Source organism: Streptomyces sp. NPDC050315 (assembly GCF_040655775.1).
Classification (GTDB): domain Bacteria; phylum Actinomycetota; class Actinomycetes; order Streptomycetales; family Streptomycetaceae; genus Streptomyces.
The window spans coordinates 225,520-243,072 of sequence record NZ_JBFAKN010000003.1 but is presented as its reverse complement, the minus strand read 5'-3'; the positions used below and the strand labels follow the sequence as shown (position 1 = coordinate 243,072).

Annotated in this window: 15 protein-coding genes; 3 read left to right on the top strand and 12 right to left on the bottom strand. The window is 71.3% G+C overall.

What is annotated here, in order from left to right:
* Positions 1 to 96: 96 nt before the first annotated feature.
* From AB0I82_RS12360 to AB0I82_RS12340, 5 genes are read right to left on the bottom strand one after another with little or no spacing between them, the layout of a single operon-like run.
* Positions 97 to 1,587, bottom strand: coding sequence for an APC family permease (locus AB0I82_RS12360; RefSeq protein ID WP_363257148.1), 1,491 nt, complete (start codon positions 1,585 to 1,587; stop codon positions 97 to 99).
* Between the two features lie 43 nt (positions 1,588 to 1,630).
* Positions 1,631 to 2,974 carry an aspartate aminotransferase family protein gene (locus AB0I82_RS12355; protein ID WP_363257147.1) on the bottom strand — a complete coding sequence of 448 codons (1,344 nt, stop codon included), beginning with the start codon at positions 2,972 to 2,974 and terminating at the stop codon, positions 1,631 to 1,633.
* Positions 2,971 to 4,305, bottom strand: coding sequence for an ArgE/DapE family deacylase (locus AB0I82_RS12350; protein WP_363257146.1), 1,335 nt, complete (start codon positions 4,303 to 4,305; stop codon positions 2,971 to 2,973). The genes AB0I82_RS12355 and AB0I82_RS12350 overlap by 4 nt, the downstream gene beginning before the upstream one ends.
* The gene (locus AB0I82_RS12345; protein ID WP_363257145.1) at positions 4,302 to 5,789 is read right to left on the bottom strand and encodes an aldehyde dehydrogenase; all 1,488 of its coding nucleotides are present in this window, start codon (positions 5,787 to 5,789) and stop codon (positions 4,302 to 4,304) included. The genes AB0I82_RS12350 and AB0I82_RS12345 overlap by 4 nt, the downstream gene beginning before the upstream one ends.
* 26 nt (positions 5,790 to 5,815) lie before the next feature.
* Positions 5,816 to 7,246, bottom strand: coding sequence for a cytosine permease (locus AB0I82_RS12340; RefSeq protein WP_363257144.1), 1,431 nt, complete (start codon positions 7,244 to 7,246; stop codon positions 5,816 to 5,818).
* Positions 7,247 to 7,370: 124 nt separating this feature from the next.
* Between AB0I82_RS12340 and AB0I82_RS12335 the strand changes: the two genes are divergently transcribed.
* Positions 7,371 to 7,973: a TetR family transcriptional regulator C-terminal domain-containing protein gene (locus AB0I82_RS12335; protein WP_363257143.1), complete on the top strand. Its 603-nt coding sequence runs from the start codon at positions 7,371 to 7,373 to the stop codon at positions 7,971 to 7,973.
* Here the strand turns inward: AB0I82_RS12335 and AB0I82_RS12330 are convergent.
* The 6 genes from AB0I82_RS12330 to AB0I82_RS12305 form a co-directional block, all read right to left on the bottom strand.
* On the bottom strand, positions 7,951 to 9,120 hold the full coding sequence (locus tag AB0I82_RS12330; protein WP_363257142.1) for a M20 family metallopeptidase: 1,170 nt from the start codon (positions 9,118 to 9,120) through the stop codon (positions 7,951 to 7,953). The genes AB0I82_RS12335 and AB0I82_RS12330 overlap by 23 nt on opposite strands.
* Positions 9,117 to 9,797 (bottom strand): DUF1028 domain-containing protein, encoded by a 681-nt coding sequence (locus AB0I82_RS12325; RefSeq protein WP_363257141.1) that lies wholly within the window; start codon positions 9,795 to 9,797, stop codon positions 9,117 to 9,119. The genes AB0I82_RS12330 and AB0I82_RS12325 overlap by 4 nt, the downstream gene beginning before the upstream one ends.
* Entirely contained in the window at positions 9,794 to 10,216 is a 423-nt protein-coding gene (locus AB0I82_RS12320; protein ID WP_363257140.1) for a RidA family protein, read from the bottom strand. Before AB0I82_RS12320 ends, AB0I82_RS12325 begins: the two co-directional genes overlap by 4 nt.
* Positions 10,213 to 11,685 carry a 4-hydroxyphenylacetate 3-hydroxylase family protein gene (locus AB0I82_RS12315; protein WP_363257139.1) on the bottom strand — a complete coding sequence of 491 codons (1,473 nt, stop codon included), beginning with the start codon at positions 11,683 to 11,685 and terminating at the stop codon, positions 10,213 to 10,215. The genes AB0I82_RS12320 and AB0I82_RS12315 overlap by 4 nt, the downstream gene beginning before the upstream one ends.
* 26 nt (positions 11,686 to 11,711) lie before the next feature.
* Positions 11,712 to 12,245, bottom strand: a complete 534-nt coding sequence (locus AB0I82_RS12310) for a flavin reductase family protein (RefSeq protein ID WP_363257138.1) — start codon at positions 12,243 to 12,245, stop codon at positions 11,712 to 11,714.
* A gap of 122 nt (positions 12,246 to 12,367) precedes the next feature.
* Positions 12,368 to 13,276 carry a LysR family transcriptional regulator gene (locus AB0I82_RS12305; protein WP_363257137.1) on the bottom strand — a complete coding sequence of 303 codons (909 nt, stop codon included), beginning with the start codon at positions 13,274 to 13,276 and terminating at the stop codon, positions 12,368 to 12,370.
* A 149-nt stretch (positions 13,277 to 13,425) separates the two neighbouring features.
* Between AB0I82_RS12305 and AB0I82_RS12300 the strand changes: the two genes are divergently transcribed.
* Both AB0I82_RS12300 and AB0I82_RS12295 read left to right on the top strand, forming a co-directional pair.
* Entirely contained in the window at positions 13,426 to 14,859 is a 1,434-nt protein-coding gene (locus tag AB0I82_RS12300; protein ID WP_363257136.1) for a cytosine permease, read from the top strand.
* 50 nt (positions 14,860 to 14,909) lie between these two features.
* Entirely contained in the window at positions 14,910 to 15,890 is a 981-nt protein-coding gene (locus AB0I82_RS12295) for a LysR family transcriptional regulator (RefSeq protein WP_363257135.1), read from the top strand.
* Positions 15,891 to 16,817: 927 nt separating this feature from the next.
* On the opposite strand, the gene AB0I82_RS12290 is transcribed toward AB0I82_RS12295, so the two are convergent.
* Positions 16,818 to 17,492, bottom strand: a complete 675-nt coding sequence (locus tag AB0I82_RS12290) for a class I SAM-dependent methyltransferase (RefSeq protein WP_363257134.1) — start codon at positions 17,490 to 17,492, stop codon at positions 16,818 to 16,820.
* Positions 17,493 to 17,553: the final 61 nt, after the last annotated feature.

The following is a 17,553-nucleotide window of genomic DNA, read 5'->3' as shown; positions in this document are numbered from 1 at the left end:
CCCGGCAGAACCACCGGAATCCCTATACCGCTCATAGCCCGACGCGGCGGCCCCCGGCGACCGACCGAGGGTCGCCGGGGGCCGCCGCGCTCCCGTTCAGTCCCGCGCGCTCCTTCCGCGCTGCCCCCACAGCCCCGCCGCGCCGACGGCCAGCAGCAGGACGACCGTGCCCAGCGTGAAGGTTTCGAAGGTGGTACGCGAGACGCCCCAGATGTCGGCGAAGTCGTACGGCAGCCCGACGAGGTGTTCCAGGGTGCCCGGGAACAGCGCCACCCAGGAGCCCAGCACGACCCACGCGTACACGAGCGACGCGCACACCACGAAGCCGCGCGTGCCGAACGGCACCTCGTACGGGCGGGGTACCTCCGCGCGCCGCAGGCGCAGCCGGATCAGGGCCGGCACTATCGCGAGGTACGACAGCAGCAGCGTGGTGATCGCGACGGTCAGGACGACACCGAACACCGCGGCGGTGTCCCCGGCCGCCAGTTTCATCGAGGCGACCATGAAGAGCGTCGCGGTGACCCCGGAGAGCAGATTCATCCGTACCGGAGTGCCCAGCCGCGCATGGAACGCGCCCAGCCCGCGGCTGAAGAACCCGCCGTCGGCCGCCGCCATCGCCTGCATCCGGTCGCTGACGATCATCCACGCACTGCCCTGGGTGAGCAGTGCGAAGACGAACAGCACGGCGGCCGTGGTCAGCAGCGGCCCGCTCCAGTCCCCGTACACGGCGAAGACCAGCCGGGCCGCGTCCATGAACCCGCCGATGCCCGTCACCTTTCCGGCGGGTGCCGCCGAGAGGATCGCCAGCACGGGGAGCAGATAGCAGCACGTCGCGATCAGCCCGGAGATCCCGATGGAGACCGGGACGTCCCGCTGCGGGTCGTGCATCTCGTCACCCGCCGCGTTCGGCGCCTCGAAGCCGACGAAGGCGAAGAGCAGCACCGGCACCAGGCCCAGGAAGCCGACCGCGGTGGGGGAGAAGGAGGCCTGGTCCAGGCCGTGGAAGCCGTGCTGGATGCCGTACGCCACGGCCGTGCCGGAGAAGACGGTGAGGGCCAGCACCTTGGCCGCCGCACCCGCCGTTGTGATCCACTTGCCGCGGCGCAGCGACACGATCGCGGTGAGGATCGCCGCCCAGATGAACAGCAGCTTGAAGGCGTAGTCGGCCACCGTCCCGGAGCCGAGCGGGAAGACGAAACCGTCCCAGGACTCCGCCGCGATGAACACCAGCGAACCGCCGAGCCACACCGGATTGGTGACCCAGTAGAACAGCGTGGTGAGCGCCGCGGTGGCGCGCCCGAAGGCCAGCTTCACCCAGACGTACGGGCCGCCCTCCTGCGGGAACGCGGCCCCCGTCTCGGCGAAGACCAGCGCGTACGGCAGCAGGAAGCCCACCGCGATCACGGCGATCCAGGTGACGGCCTCGCCCCCGCCGCCGGCGATCTGCCCCAGCACGTCGAAGGAGATGACGGCCGCCACACCCATCGCCATGATGTCGAACCGGCGCAGGCTGCGGTGCAGGTGGGGGACGGTCTCAGGGGGTTGCGGTGGTGGTACGGGTGCGGATCTGGTGGGTGGTACGGACACGGCAGTGCGCCCTTCCAGTCGTGGCCGGTTGCGGTGGAGTGGATCAGTTGCCAATCTCGCCGGTCGGCAGCGTGCGTTCCAGCACCGACCGCATCGCGGTCACCGTCTCCTTCACCTCCGCCTCCGTCATGACCAGCGGCGGGGACAGCACGATGCTGTGCGCGGAGTCCCGTACGATCACGCCCGTCTCGCGCCGGATCACATCGTGCGGCATCCGCTCCGGCCGCACCGGCAGCGGCGCGCGCGTCTCCTTGTCCGCGACCAGCTCGACGGCGAGCATCATGCCCACCGACCGCACCTCGCCGACCACCGGCAAGTCGCCCAGCTGCGCTTGGAGTTCACCGTGCAGCGCACCGCCGATCTCCACCGCGCGGGCCAGCAGCCCCTCGCGCTCGATGATGTCGAGGTTGGCGAGTGCCACCGCGGCGGCGACCGGGTGACCGTTGTACGTGTAGCCCATCGGGAAGCCGTGCTCGCGCAGCAGCTGCTCGGCCACCCGGTCCCCGACCAGCAGCGCGCCCAGCGGTGTGTAGCCGGAGGTGATGCCCTTGGCGGTGACGATGATGTCCGGCGTGACACCGAAGTGCTGCGCCGCGAACCACTCGCCGACCCGCCCGTACGCCGTCACCACCTCATCGAAGATCAGCAGAATGCCGTGCCGGTCCAGCACCTCCCGCACCCGCGGCCAGTAGTCCGCCGGCGGCGTCAGCATCCCGCCCACGCCCATGATCGGCTCACCGATCATCGCCGCGATGTTGCCGGGCCCGATCTCCGCGATCCGCTCCTCCAGCTCCCGGATCAGGAAGTCGCACGGGTCCTCGCCGCCGTACAGCTCGGTGCGGTACGGCCACGGCGGCGTCAGGTGGCTGACGTGCGGCATCATCGGCGCGAAGCCCTCGTGGTACAGCGGGAAGCCGGTCGCCGAGCCGCCGCCGTAGCCGATGCCGTGGTACGCCTTGTCGCGCGCCAGGATCCACGTACGCGAGGACTCGCCGCGCCGGTGGTGGTAGTACCGCGCCATCTTGATCGCGGCCTCGTTGCCTTCCGAGCCGCCGGAAGTGAAGTAGACGTGGCCCAGGCCCTCGGGCGCGAGCGAGGTGAGCCGGGTGGCCAGCTCGATCGCCCGGTCGTTGGAGAACTCCCAGAAGCTGGTGAAGTACTCCAGCTTCGCCATCTGCTCGGCCGCGGCGCGCGCGACCTCCTCGCGGCCGTGCCCGATCTGCGCGAGCCAGAGCCCGCCGGTGGCGTCGAGGTACGAGCGCCCCTCGGCGTCGGTGAGCCGGCAGCCGGAGCCCTCGGTCATCACGACCCGCTCCTCGACGGTGCCGGGGAGATACGGGTGGATGATGCGGGCGCGGTCGGCGGCGGCGAGTTCGGCGTGGTTCATGAGGTCCCCTTCGGAGCTTCAGCGGTCATGGTGAGTGCGGTCAGCGCGAGCGTCTGAGCAGTCGCGATCAGGTCGCTGACCTCGATGTATTCGTCGACGGTGTGGAGAGTGGGGGAGCCGTCCGGGCGGGTGGCCGTCGGGCCCAGGCAGACGGCAGGGGTGTTCCCGAAGCGGGTGAGGGTGGCGGCATCGGTCCAGGACGGCTCGCCGACCACACGCGGGGCGCGGACAAGATTGGTGGCGGCCTCGCTCAGTGCCCCGACCAGCGCGTGATCACCCGGTACTTCCGCGGGCGCCAGCTCGGTGTCCCAGGCGAAGACCGGCGGATGCGCGGCGAGCCAGCCGTCGGCCCCGGTGGCCTTCCGTACGGTCTCCTCGATCTCCGTACGGACCCGGCTCGCCCAGCCGTCCCCGTCCGCCTGCACCGGCAGATACGTGACGTCCAGGCAGACCTCGCAGGACGCCGGATAGGTCACCCACCACTCGCCGCCCTTGATCATCGTGGGCACGATCGACGGCGGCGGGAGGAGCGGGTGGCGGTGACCGGGGTCTTCGGCCCAGCGTTCGCGCAGCTCCCGCAGTGCGTCGAGGACCGGGAGCGTCTTCTCGATGGCGTTCACCGCGCCGCCCGCCCGCCAGTCGCTGGGCGGGAACTCGGCGTGCCCCGGCCGCCCCGCCACGGTGACCGTGCCGCCGAGGATGCCGCGCTGGGCGGTGACGACGTTCAGGTCGGTGGGTTCGGGCACGACGGCGGCGTCGGCACGCACCCCGTACCCGACCGAGGCGAGCGTGCCCGCGCCGTTCCACTCCTCGTCGGTCGCCGTGTTGAGCAGCAGATCGCCGGGCAGCCGGATGCCCAGCGCGGCCAGCGCCTCCGCCGCGACCACCGCGGCCGCGATGCCGCCCTTCATGTCGCACGTGCCGCGCCCGTACAGCCGCCCGTCCCGCACCTCGGCCCGGAACGGGTCCGACGCCCAGTCACCGCGCGGCTCGGCCGAGACGACATCGATGTGCCCGTTGAACAGCAGGCTGCGGCCGCCGCCGGTACCGGGGAAGCGCGCCACGAGCTGCGGCCGCCCGTCGAAGCCCAGCCCCGGCGGGGTCTGCGGCGACTCCGGCAGGTCCCCGGGCTTCGGCGTCCACACGTCCACGGTGGCCCCCGCGGCCCGCAGCCGCCCGGCCAGGAACTCCTGCAGCTCCGCCTCGTCCCGCGCCGGCTCCCCGGCCGACCCCCGTACGGTCGTGTCGAAGCCGACGAGGGCGGTGGTGAGCGCGACGAGATCGTCCGCCCGCCGCGCAATCTCTTGCTCAACGTCCTGACGTTGCGTCATGCGTACTGGATCCATGTCGTCTTCAGCCCCGTGTACTTCGCGAAGGAGTGCAGCGAGAGGTCCCGGCCGAAGCCGGACTGCTTGAAGCCGCCGAACGGCGTCACCGGGTCGAGCGCGTCCACCGTGTTCACCGACACCGTCCCGGCGTGCAGTGCGTCGCTCACCCGGTGCGCCCGGCCGATGTCCCGGGTCCACACCGAGGCGGCCAGCCCGTACGGCGAGTCATTGGCGATCCGTACCGCCGCCGCCTCGTCCGCGAACGGCAGCACGGCCAGCACCGGGCCGAACAGCTCCTCGCGGGCGAGTGGCGCGTCCGGGGCGAGGCCGGTCACCACGGTCGGGTCGAGGTACGCGCCGGGGCCCTCCGGCCGCGTACCACCGCAGGCCACCGTGGCGCCCGCGGCACGCGCGGTCCGCACCGCGCCCAGCACCCGGTTCGCCTGCGCCTCGTCCACCAGCGGGCCGAGCACGGTCGCCGGGTCGAGCGGGTCGCCGGGCCGCCACTGCCGTACGTGGTCCACGACCCGAGCGGTGAACTCCTTCGCGATCGAACTCTCCACCAGCAGACGGGTGTTGGCGGAACACACCTGCCCGGAGTTGTACAGGAAACCCCACGCGGCCTTCTCCGCGGCGGCCTCCAGGTCGGCGTCGGCGAAGACCAGGTTGGGGCTCTTGCCGCCGCACTCGGGCCAGACCTGCTTGAGGTTGGACTCGGCGGCGTAGGAGAGGAAGAGCTTGCCGACGGCAGTGGAACCGGTGAAGGCGAGCACGTCCACGTCCGGGTGGCGGCCCAGCGCCTGCCCCGCCTCCTCGCCGAAGCCCGGGACGACGTTCAGTACGCCGTCGGGGATGCCGGCCTCCGCCGCGAGCCGGGCGAGCCGCAGCGCGGACAGCGGCGACTGCTCGGCGGGCTTGAGCACCACGCTGTTGCCGGCGGCGAGCGCGGGCGCCAGCTTCCAACTCGCCATGTCCAACGGGAAGTTCCACGGCACCACCGCGCCCACCACGCCCAGTGGCACCCGTCGGACCGTCGCGAGACTGCCCGGCGCGGTCGGCGCCACCTCGTCGTACAGCTTGTCGACGGCCTCCGCGTGCCACGCGAAGCACCCGGCGGCGCCCGGCACGTCCACGGTCAGCGTCTCGGTGATGGGCTTGCCCATGTCGAGGGTGTCGAGGAGCGCCAGCTCCTCGCCGTGCTCCGTGATCAGCTCGGCGAGCCGCAGCAGCCGCCGCTTGCGCTCGGCCGGTGCGAGCCGCGACCAGCGGCCGTCCTCGAAGGCGGTACGGGCCGCCCGTACGGCCGCGTCGACATCCGCCGCGCCGCAGCGGGCGACCTCGGCGACGGTCTTGCCGGTGGCGGGATCGACGTCGGAGAAGGTCCGGCCGTCGGCGGCGTCGACGTACTCGCCGTCGATGAACGCCCTTGTCTCCGGCCGGAGTTGGGCGGCGCGCTGCTGCCATTCTTCGTACGTGGGGGTGCTCATGGCGGCTCCAGGTCAGTGAGTGCAGGTCAGTGGGTGTCGGCATACGGGGGAGGGGCGGCGGCCGCGCCGGACGCGGCGCGCGCTGCGGCCCGTCGTACTCGCCGCCGCGCCGCGTACAGGTACACCGGCGTGGTGAAGAGCAGCCCGGCGAGCCAGCCGAAGTCGGTGTCGCCGAGGGCGTGGGCGAGCGGCCCGGTGTAGAGCGTCTGGGCCATGAACGGCACCTCGATCAGGATGCCGAGCAGATAGACGCCCAGGGCCGTGGCGTTCCAGCGGCCGTAGACCCCGCCGTCCCGCGCGAAGAACGACGGCACGTCGTAGTCGCCGTGCCGGACGAGGTAGAAGTCGACGAGGTTGATGGCGGTCCAGGGGATCAGGACGTACTGCAGGAGGTAGATCAGGTTCAGGTAGCTGGCCATGAACGAGTCGGCGAAGGCCGCGGCCAGTACGAAGGACAGGGCGGCGAGGGCGAGCGAGAGGAGCGCGCGGAGCGCCGGGCCCGGCAGCCAGCGGTGCGCGAAGGTCTGGACGGCGGTGACCACGCACAGCGTCGCGCCGTACAGGTTCATCGAGTTGGTGAGCATGGTGACCACGGCGAAGGACCACAGTGTGATCTGCGCGAGCGGGCTGCCCAGCAGCTGCGACTGCGCGGCCACGGGGTCCTCGCCGCCCACCGCGACGCCGACGGCCACGCCGACCAGCATCGGCAGGACACTGCCGAGCACACTGCCCCAGTACGTGCACCACAGCGTCGAGCGGACCTGGGCGCGGTCGGCTGGCATGTAGCGCGAGTAGTCCGAGACATAGGGCGCGTACGCGATCTGCCAGAGCACGCCGACGGAGATCATGCCGAGGAAGCCGCCGAGCGAGAAGCCGCCGCGGGTCAGGAACCCGGCGGGCAGCCCGCCGAAGGCGATCCAGGCGGCGCCGACCAGCTGGACCGCGCCGAAGAGCCAGGTGGTCAGCCGGCCGATGCCGTGCATCAGGCGGTAGCCGACGACCGTGACGACGAGGCTGACCGCCGTGCCGAGCGCGATGCCCGCGTCGACGGGCACGGCCGGCAGCGCCTGCTCCAGCGACTGGGCGCCGAGCACCAGGTTGGAGGCGAAGAAACCCTGGTACATCACGACCACGACGAGGACCACGGCGAGCGCGCCGACGCTGCCGAACTGGCCGCGGCTCTGGATCATCTGCGGCACGCCCAGCTGCGGCCCCTGCGCCGAGTGCAGCGCCATCAGGAAGCCGCCGCCGAGGTGGCCGACGAGCAGTGCGAGCACGCTCCATGCGAAGGACAGTCCGAAGACGGTGGGCGCGAGGGCGCCGGTGACCATGGTGAGCGGGCCGAGGTTGGCGGAGAACCAGATGGTGAAGAGGTCGCGGGTGCGGCCGTGCCGCTCGTCGTCGGGGATGACGTCGATGGTGTGCCGCTCCACGGTGGCGTTCGCTTCGCGTGCCACGCCGCCTCCTTGCGAGGGGGAGGGATTCTTTGAACCGTGATTCAAACTATGGGGCGCTACTCTGTCAATGCATCGCGGGGGAGAAAGTCGCATTCGTTGAAGCGAGAAACGGGGAATTTACGGCATGGCAAGGACCAAGAACCAAGGCGCCCGCCGGGAAGCACTCATCGAGGCGGCGGGCCGGGCGATCACCGGCCGTGGCCTGGCAGGCCTGCGGATCAAGGACATCGCGGCCGAGGCCGGGGTCTCCGCGGGCTCGGTGCTCTACTACTATCCCGAGCTCGACGATCTCGTCTTCGAGGTGCACCAGAGCGCGGTGGAACGGTACCTGACCAACCGTCACGCTGCTACCGACGACGCCGGTGACCCGGTCGAGCGGCTGCGCGCGGCAGCGGCGAGCGGCCTGCCGCGCGACAGCGACGACGCCACCCATCGCCTGCTCTACGAACTGCACGGCCTCGCCGACCGCAGCCGCCAGCACGCCACGCTGATGGCATCGCTCTACGCCCGCGAGGTCGCGCTCTACACCACACTCCTCGAACTGGGCGCCGCCTGCGGCGACTTCACCCTCGGCCAGCCCGCCGCAGCCGTCGCCCGCGACCTGGTCGCCCTGGAGGACGGCTACGGCCTGCACATCATCAGCCGCAACCCAGCGGTGGACCACGCCGCGGCCCGCGACGCGGTCCTCCGCTACGCCCGTACGGTCACGGGGTGCCCGCGGCTGTGAGCCGCTCCCGCCGGCGGGGATCCGAAGCCAACGACACCCCCGTCAGCGCCAGTGCCACCGCGCCGTCGAGCACGGCGCGGTCGGCCTCCGGCGTGACGCAGTGCGCCGCGAACTCCTTCTGGTGATTGACCGCGGGCAGCGACCCGATGCCGATGTACGGATGGATCGCGGGCAGCACCCGCGAGACGTTGCCCATGTCGGTCGAGGCCCGGTTCATCCGCGCCTCGGGCGCCGACGGCGGGGTGAACTTCCGCCCGGCGGCCTCCGCATGCGCCCGGTACAGCCCGAGCATCTCGTGGTCCGTACGGAACTCCGCGTACGGCGGGCTCTCGTGCGCCACCGACAGTTCACAGCCGGCTGCCAGCGCCCCCGCCTCGAAACACCGCTCGACGCGCGGCCGTACGGCCGCCAGCTCCTCCAGCGAACCGGCCCGCACGTACCACCGCCCGCTCGTCCGCTCCGGGATCGCGTTCGGCGCCTCGCCACCGCGCGTCAGCATCCCGTGCACCCTTACGGAGTGCGGGAGTTGCTGGCGGAGCAGGCCGATCGCGACCTGCGCGACGGTGAACGCGTCCGCCGCGTTGCGGCCCTGCTCCGGATAGGCCGCGGCGTGCGCGGCCTTGCCCTCGTAGTCGATCCGCAGATGCGCCACCGCGTACGGCTCCGCCTCCGCGACATCCACCGGCCCCGGATGCACCATCATCGCCGCGTGCATCCCGTCGAACGCACCGCGCTCCAGCATCAGGATCTTCCCGCCGCCGCCCTCCTCGGCCGGCGTGCCCAGCACCGTCACCGTCAGCCCGAGATCGTCGGCGACCCGGGCCAGCCCGGCTGCCGCCCCCACCGCCGAGGCCGCGATGATGTTGTGCCCGCAGGCATGGCCCAGGCCGGGCAGTGCGTCGTACTCCGCACAGAGCGCGAGATGCAACGGCCCCGAGCCGATCGTCGCCGCGAACGCGGTGGGCAGCTCGCAGATCCCGGGCGTGACCCGATAGCCCAGGTCGGCGAGGGCCGACGCGGTCCAGTCGGCGGCCCGCTCCTCCTCCCAGGCGGTCTCGGGGTGGGCGTGGATGCGGTGGCTGAGGGCGAGCAGGCCGTCGGCGGAGGCGGCGACGGCGTCCCGCACGGCCGTCTCGGCACCGCTCATGCGGGATCACCCGGCACGCCGTATCCGGGCGCCGCATCAGGGTCCAGCGCGCGCCGCACATAGTCCGCCGCCTGCGGCTCCCACCGCTTCCACAGCGCCGCCAGCTCCGCCACCGGATCGCCGTCCGTCCAGTCCACCCGCAGATCCGTCACCGGCCACGGCACCTGCCCGCTGACCAGCAGCCCCGCCGAATGCACCGGACCCGCCTCACCGCCTGCCGCGGCCCCCGCTGACAGTGCGTCAACCAGCCGCTGCGCCAGCGGGGCCGCGGGATCGGCGGCGAAGGCGGCCAGCATCGCTGCCGGCACACCCGGATCGGCGAGCAGATTGCCCGCCGCGACCGCGTCCGCGCCGACGGCCTGCGCATGCACCCCGAGCGTGCGGTCACCGGAGTACGCGGCGGGCTCGCCGGACGCCCCGATGGCCGTCAACTGCCGCCAGTCCACGTGCCGTACGGCCTGGGTGAGCCGCGCCACCGCGGTCTCCGCATCGACCCCGTCCGCCAGTGCATCCAGCAGCTCGGGGCCCAGCCGCGGATCCGTCACATTCTGCGAACAGGCGGCGCCGACCCCGGCCCGTACATACGCACAACGCGCGGCCACGGCAGGAGAGGACGAGGACACCACGACACCGAATTCCCCGGTACGGGGACAACGTGCGGCAACGGAAAAAGTCATCGGCGCTCCTTCGGGATCACGGCCGTGGCGTCGATCTCCACCAGCCACTCCGGGCGGGCGAGCGCGGAGACGACCAGACCCGTCGAGACGTAATGCACGCCCTTGAGCCAGCGCCCCATCACCCGGTACACCGGCTCGCGGAAGCGGATGTCCGTCAGATAGACGGTGATTTTGACGATCTCGTCGAGCCGGCTGCCGGACTCCTCCAGCAGCATCGCGATGTTCGCCATGGCCTGCTCGGCCTGCGCCTCGACATCGCCGACGCCGACATTCTCGCGGGTGTCCAGGTCCTGGCCGATCTGGCCGCGCAGATACACCGTGCCCTCGGCGACCACCGCCTGCGCGAGGTCGTTGGAGAGATTCTGCTCGGGATAGGTCTCGGCGGTGTTGAACGGCCGAATGCGCCGGTGCGTGGTCACTTGGTCTTCCTTCCCAGCGTGCCGAGGACGTTGTCCGACAGCCCGGCCGCGTCCTTCACCAGGTCCAGCGGGCCGTCCCAGTCGAAGTTCCGGTACACCGCGCCGAGATGCGCGAACGGCGGTGACTGCGCGAAGAGTTGGAAGGTGAGCCGGTGGCCCGCGTAATCGGAGTTCAGCAGATCACGGGCGTACGCGAGGAGCTTGCGGCGGTCCTCCGCGACCCAGTGCTCATTCACCGAGTAGAACTTCTCCAGCCACGGCGCGGTGTCGGGGTGGTCGAAGGACGCCTTGTCGGGCGTGATGCAGATCTGCCCGCCGCACAGCTCCCGCGCGATGTGCATCATCTCGTGCAGCTGCGAACAGGCCAGCACACGACCGGTGTACAGCAGCGACTGATTGGGCATCAGCAGCCCGCCCGGGCTCGGCTCCGCCATCGCCACGGCCGCCGTCAGGTGCGCATTGATGCCCTCCCGGTAGCACGCCAGCGTCGCCAGCTTCTCCTGCACGGCCTGCTGCTTCTCCAGCCCGGTCTGCTTCACGTTCCACAGCGCCGCGCCGATCATCAGGTCCGCGAGCCGCAGATTGCGCTGGGTGAAGGCGTACGCGCTGTACCGGTGCAACGTCGCGCGGATGAAGGTCGCCGCCTTGGTGTCCCGGTAGAAGAGGACGTTCTCCCACGGGATCTCGACGTCATCGAAGACAACGAGCGTGTCGACCTCATCGAAGCGGTTGGCGAGCGGATAGTCCTCCGCCGGCGCCCGCCCCGCGAAGCCCGTACGGCAGATGTACTTCAGCCCCGGCGAGCCCATGTCGAGCATGAACCCCAGGGCGTAGTCCGAGAGTTCGGAGTCCCCCCAGTTGGCGATCGTCGGCTTGGTGAACGCCTGGTTGGAGTAGGCCGCCGCGGTCTCGTACTTCGCGCCGCGCACCACGATCCCGCGGTCCGTCTCCTTCACGACATGCAGCAGCATGTCCGGGTCCTGGTCCTGCGGACGCTTGGAACGGTCGCCCTTGGGGTCGGTGTTGGCCGACACATGGAACGGGTCGCCGAAACACGCCTTGTCGATGTGGCGCTTGACGTTGTCACTGTAGGCCGGGTTGATCGCGTCCAGTACGTCCTGACCGTCGATCAGCGACCACACCTCGCCGATCGTCTCGTCACCGACACGGGTGACGACCCCGCCGACGTCCGTCAGCACGGCGTCCGTTGCCGCCCGCTTGGCGTCCCAGTCCGCCCGCGTCCGCGGCGGCTTCTGCTGGATCGCGTTGACCTCGCCGGTGTCCGGGTCGGTGTACGTCATGACCTCGCGGGTGTCCGGCTCGTGGGCCATGTCGTAGATGCGCGCCCGGATGTCGACCAGCGGCTTGAAGGCGGGATGTGCGGTGACATCGGCGACCTTCTCGCCGTTGATCCACACCTCCCGGCCGTCGCGGATCGACTCCCGGTACTGCTCCCCGGTACGGATCATGCGGGTGCTCCTTAGGAAGAGGGGGCTCAAAGCGGGCGGTGCGACCCGTAAGCACGGGCGTGGTGCACGAGCGGGGCGGCATCCGTCACGGCGGAGGCGAGCACCTCGCCGATGAGGATGCGGTGCGTACCGTGCTCGTACGCGTCGGCGAGCCGGCAGTCGAAGACGGCGGCCGCGTCGGCCAGGGTGGGCGCGCCGGTGTGCAGTGACAGCCAGCGCGCACAGTCGAAGTCATAGGGCTCGTAAGGGGATTCACCGTCGGCGGGCCGGCCCGCGAACACGTCCGAGACATGGGCCTGGTCCACGGCGAGCACATTCACCGAGAAGACACCGTTGCGTACGGCCGCGTCCGCGAGCGGGCTGCGGCGGTTGACGCACACCAGCAGCGACGGCGGATCGGCGGACACCGAACTCATCGCGCTGACCGTCTGCGCGAAGCGGCCGGCCGCTCCGTCGGTGGCGACCACGGTGACGCCGGTGGCGGCATTCCCCATCGCCGCGACGAAGTCCGCGCGCAGCGTCCGCGGATCCACGGCGTCGTCCAGAGTGAGGGTCATCATCAGCCTCCCGAGGCGTGCGGGCTCTGCTGAGACATGACTATGGGCGCGCCGCTCTGCATCCGTAAAGCAGAGGTTTTCGACCTACTGCATCGGTTTTGCAGATACTGCGACTACGGGGCAGGTCAAGCCCCCAGCGCTTCCCGGCACACGGCCGCGAACGCCTGGGCGCGGCCCGTCGGGCGGATGCCCGCGAGCCGGGCCAGCACCACCGGCAGCGCCGGCAGCGGATCGGTCAGCCGCAGCGCCACCGCCCGCCCGCCGTCGTACGTCGCGTCGTGCACCGGCCGCTGGTTGAGGATCGCGAAGCCGTGCCCCGCCGCCACCATCGCCCGCACCGTCTCGTAACTCGTACTGCGGTGCCGCACCTTCGGCTCCACGCCCGCCTTCAGGAACAGCGAACGGAAGTAGTCCCGGCTCAGCGGCAGATCCAGCAGGATCATCGGCTCCGCCGCCAGCTCCGCCAGCCGTACCGCACCGGCGCCCGCCAGCGAATGGTCCGGCGGCACCAGCGCGTACGGCGGCGCCACCGCCAGCACCTCCCGCTCGATGTCCGGGTCCAGCCCCAGGTCGTACAGGAGCGCCAGCTCGCACGTACCGCTGCGCAGGTCCTCCTGCACCGCTCGGATGTCGCCCTCGGTGACCTGCACCCGTACCGCGGGGTGCGCCTGGCCGAACTCCCGCAGCAGCCGCGGCAGACAGAACGGCGCCAGCGTCTGGAAACAGCCCACCGCCAGCTCGCCCACCAGCTCCGTACCGAGGCTGCGCGCCGCCTCCGTCAGATCCTCGGCGTGCGTGAGGAAGCCGCGCAGCTCGTGCAGGAAGCGCTCGCCGGCCCGGGTCAGCGACAGGCCCTTCGCATGCCGCCGGATCAGCAGCTGCACCCCCAGCTCCCGCTCCAGATGCGTCACCGCGGTCGAGATCGCCGACTGCGAGACATTGATCCGCTGGGCCGCCGCGGTCATGCTGCCGAGCTCCGCCGCGGCGAGGAAGTACCGCAGCTGTACGAGGGTGAAGTTCGCGTCCTTGGGCATGGGGCTGCTCCTGTGCGTCGTGATGACGGGATCCTGCCATCCCCGCTGCATCGGTTCATCAGATGAAGGAGAGCGGATTTCTCTGATTGACCGGATCAACAGGGCTCCCCGAGACTCCCAGCCACCACACGTGAGGCGAGGAGACGCCCGTGCCTGAACCCACCGAAGCGCTCGAAAAGCACACCATCGACCACGTCCCCGAGACCGAACGGCACGGCCGGGTCCGCGACCTGTTCACCATGTGGTTCGGGACCAACATCGCGCCGTTGCCGCTGGTCACCGGCGCGATGGGGGTCCAGGTCTTCCACCAGTCCTTCGTCTCCGCGGTCCTCGCCATCGTCGTCGGCCAGCTCGTCGGCGGTGTCTTCATGGCGCTGCACTCGGCGCAGGGGCCGCAGCTGGGCGTGCCGCAGATGATCCAGAGCCGGGCGCAGTTCGGGTCGGTGGGCGCGCTGCTCATCGTGGTCGTGGCCGCCGCGATGTACGTGGGGTTCTTCGCCTCCAACATCGTCCTGGCGGGCAAGTCCCTGCATGGCCTCGCGCCCGCCGTCCCGGTCGACGCGGGCATCCTGCTCGGCGCGGCCGGCTCAGCCGCGATCTGCCTGATCGGCTACCGCCTCATCCACACCCTCAACAAGATCGCCACCGTCGTCCTCGGCCTCGGCATCCTCGCCGGCCTCGCGATGGTCGTCGCGCACGGCCTGCCCGACGACTTCCTCACCCGCGGCTCCTTCACCTTCGCCGGCTGGCTCGCCACCGTCTCGCTCAGCGCCCTGTGGCAGCTGGCGTTCGCCCCGTACGTCTCGGACTACTCGCGCTACCTGCCGCGTACGGTCCGCACCGCGAGCACCTTCTGGGCCACCTACTGGGGCTCCTGCCTCGGCTCCGCGCTGCCCTTCCTCGCCGGTACGGTCGTCGCGCTGGTCAGCCCCGACCCGGACGCGGTCGCCGGATTCCACGACGCGGCCGGCGCCTTCGGCCCCGTACTCCTGCTGCTCTTCCTCTTCAGCGTGATCAACCACAACGCGCTCAACCTCTACGGCGCGGTGCTCTCGATGATCACCATCGGGCAGACCTTCCGGGCCCGCTGGCAGCCGCGGGTGGCGGCCCGCGGCGCGGTCTCGGCACTCGTCCTGGCCGCGTCCCTGCTCATCGCCCTCGGCCTCTCCAGCGACTTCGTCACCCACTTCGTCAATCTCGTCCTCGTCCTGCTGGTCGTCCTCGTCCCCTGGACCGCGATCAACCTCATCGACTTCTATCTGCTGCACCGCGGCCGCTACGACTTCGACGCCCTCTTCGCCCCGGACGGCGGCCGCTACGGGCGCTTCAACCCGGTCGCGCTCGGCTCGTACGCCCTCGGCATCGTCGTACAGATCCCGTTCCTCGCCACCGACCTCTACACCGGCCCGCTCGCCGCACATCTCGGCGGCGCCGATCTCTCCTGGCTGGTCGGGCTGGTCGTCACCGCGCCGCTGTACTACCTGTGGGCCCGCGCGCGGCAGGGCGCGGGAGAGGGGGCCGCTGATCTGGACGGTACGGATGGCCCTGTCGTGGCCCTGTCCGGCGGGCAGCCGGAAGGTTAAGCTGCGCGCGGCCGGCTGATCTTCGGTCCTCGCAAGCCCTTGGAGGTGCCATGGAACTCAACCTCCACCGGCTGTGGATCTTCATGCAGGTCGTCGAGCACCAGGGCTTCTCCGCCGCCGCGCAGAAGCTCTACATGAGCCAGCCCTCGGTCTCCAACCAGGTGCGCAAGCTCGAACAGTCGCTGCGCGTCACGCTCGTGGACCGCTCCGGGACCCGTGCGCGGCCGACCGCCGAGGGCGAGGTGCTCGCCGAGTACGGCAAGCGGGTCTTCCTGCTCGCCGAGGAAGCCGTCGCGGCCGTGCAGCAGGTCAGCGGACTGGCCACCGGCCGGCTGCTGGTCGGCGGCTCGACGACCGTCGGCACCTACCTGCTGCCCGCGCTGCTGGCCCGGTACCGGGAGCGGCACCCCGCCATCGAGTGCGACATCTTCGTGGGCAACGGCGAGGCGGTGCAGGAACAACTGCTGGGCGGCGGCATCGGGATCGCGGTGGTGGCCGGCAGCCCGCACGCCGACCGGCTCGTCGTGGAAACCGTGCTGGACGAGCGGCTGGTACTGGTCGCGGCCCCCGGCCACCGGCTCGCGGGCGCCGCCGAGGTCACGCCCGCCGAGCTGGCCGGGGCCCGGTTCCTGCTGCGCGAGCCCGGCTCGCAGACCCGCAGCCTGCAGGAACAGGTGCTGGCCGACTGGGCGCTGGAGGATGTGCCGCGCGCGGACATCTGGGGCCCGGAGGCGGTGAAGCAGTGCGTGGCGGCCGGGCTGGGGCTCGCGTTGATCTCCGAGCACGCGGTGGGGGAGGACGTACGGGCCGGCCGGCTCGCCGTACTGCCCGTCGTACCCGCGCCGGAGCCCCGCCCGGTCAGCCTGGTCCACCGCCGGGACCGCCTGCTGTCCCCGGCGGAACGTGCCTTCCTCACCCTGCTGCGTGAACTGCGTCACTGGCCGGGGGAGTTGCCCGGCTCGGGATCCGGTGCGGACGGCCCTGGAACCGCCGGCGCGGACGGTGCCGGAACCGCCGATACGGACGAGTAATCCGAGGTACGGACGAGTAACGGCCGGTCGGAGACAGTGGCGTGCGCCACCCACCGCCCTTATCCGGCCGTCACCCCGTGCCTTCCGTCTCCAGTGGCCGTTTGCGCCCGTCCGGGCCGTGATCAGCCCAACTGCCGCGCAGGAGGCGGTTCGCGAGGGTTCCGCGGCGGCTGCGCACCGGCCGAGGTCAGCAGGCCGGTGACCGGCTCGTAGCGGGGCGTGATCAGAGTGGCACGCACTGCCATCACGGGGTCGCGCGCCCGCGTACGAGTGCATCCATGCACCCCCTCGTTCGGATGCAATATTGCACTTTTCGCTGGCCGGACGGAGCGCGCATGCAGCTCGGACGGCATGTGGCACCCAGTGCCACCCAGGCCCCCGTCGCTCAGTGGTCTACTCCGCATGAGCAAACGCATATGGTCACGCAACGCGCGTATACCCAAGGGTCGGCAATGTGACCGGATCGGAGTGTACGCAGAAGCGAACGAGGCGCCAGAGTTACCGGACCAATCACGGCAGGACCCAAGTCCGCCCCTGGGGAGGGGGCGCACCGAGTGGTCCCGCCACGACAGATGGGGTGGGCCAAGAAATGTGGGCTGTGATGGTGCGGTGAGGGCGCTGCAGGTGAGGCAGGGCGACCTGGTGCTCATTCAGGGCCGTTGGCGGCAAGTCCAGTCCGTTAGAGCGGATGTGCGGGCGGTGGGGGCACCGGCTGTCGTGCTGGTCTTCCAGCGCGGTTCGGTGGCAAGAGTCCGGGCCACCGACGCACTGGCAGTACAGCGCGGCAGCAAGCACCTGCGGTCATCGGTGCCTTGCGCGAGTGTGCGGAGCGTGCCGGGGCGGGGGACCGGGGTGGCGGGGGAGCGCCGCTGAGGGGTCCGCGGACGGGTTTGCGGATGTGGTCGGCGTTCGGAGATGGCGTGCCGTTCAGCCCGTCGTCTCCGGGCGTCGTGCCGTGCCCAGCACCATCGGCGAGGTCGGCAGGGTGATACCGCGCGGCGGCACCCGCAGCCGCCGGTGCGACTCGACCGCGAACCCGGCCGCGCGCAACGCCGCCACCGTGTCCCGCCCCGTGTGACAGCCGCCGTTCAGCAGCGGCCACACCGTACGGTCCGCCGCCCGCTGCACCGCCCGCAGCCCGCGCCCCTCGGCCCGTACATGCTCCAGGAACCGCAGCTCGGCCCCCGGTCGCAGCACCCGCCGCAACTCCGCCAGCGCCCGCTCCACATCCCGTACCGAACAGAGCACCAGCGCCACCACCGCCGCGTCGAACGCCTCGCTCTTCACCGGCAGCGCCTCGGCGACCCCCGGCACCACATCGACGGGCACCTCGGCCCGCACCGCTTCCGTACGCGCTGCCTGCCGCAGCGCCGCCTCCGGCTCGATCGCCACCACCTCCGAGACCGTCCCCGGATAGTGCGCGAAGTTCAGCCCGCCGCCCGCGCCGATCTCGATGACCCGCCCGGACAGCCCCGCCAGCAGCTCGCGCCGCAACGGCCGGACACCGGCGTGCGCGTCGGCGAGCGGCCCGAGCCGCGCGTAGGCCCGGGCGAAGAGCGGATGGTGCACGGCGGTCCGGCGTCCTCTGTTACGCAGCGACATGTCTCGCCCTTCCCGTACGACCCGACGGCGGCTCCCGCCTTTGACATCGGCGGCTCCCGCC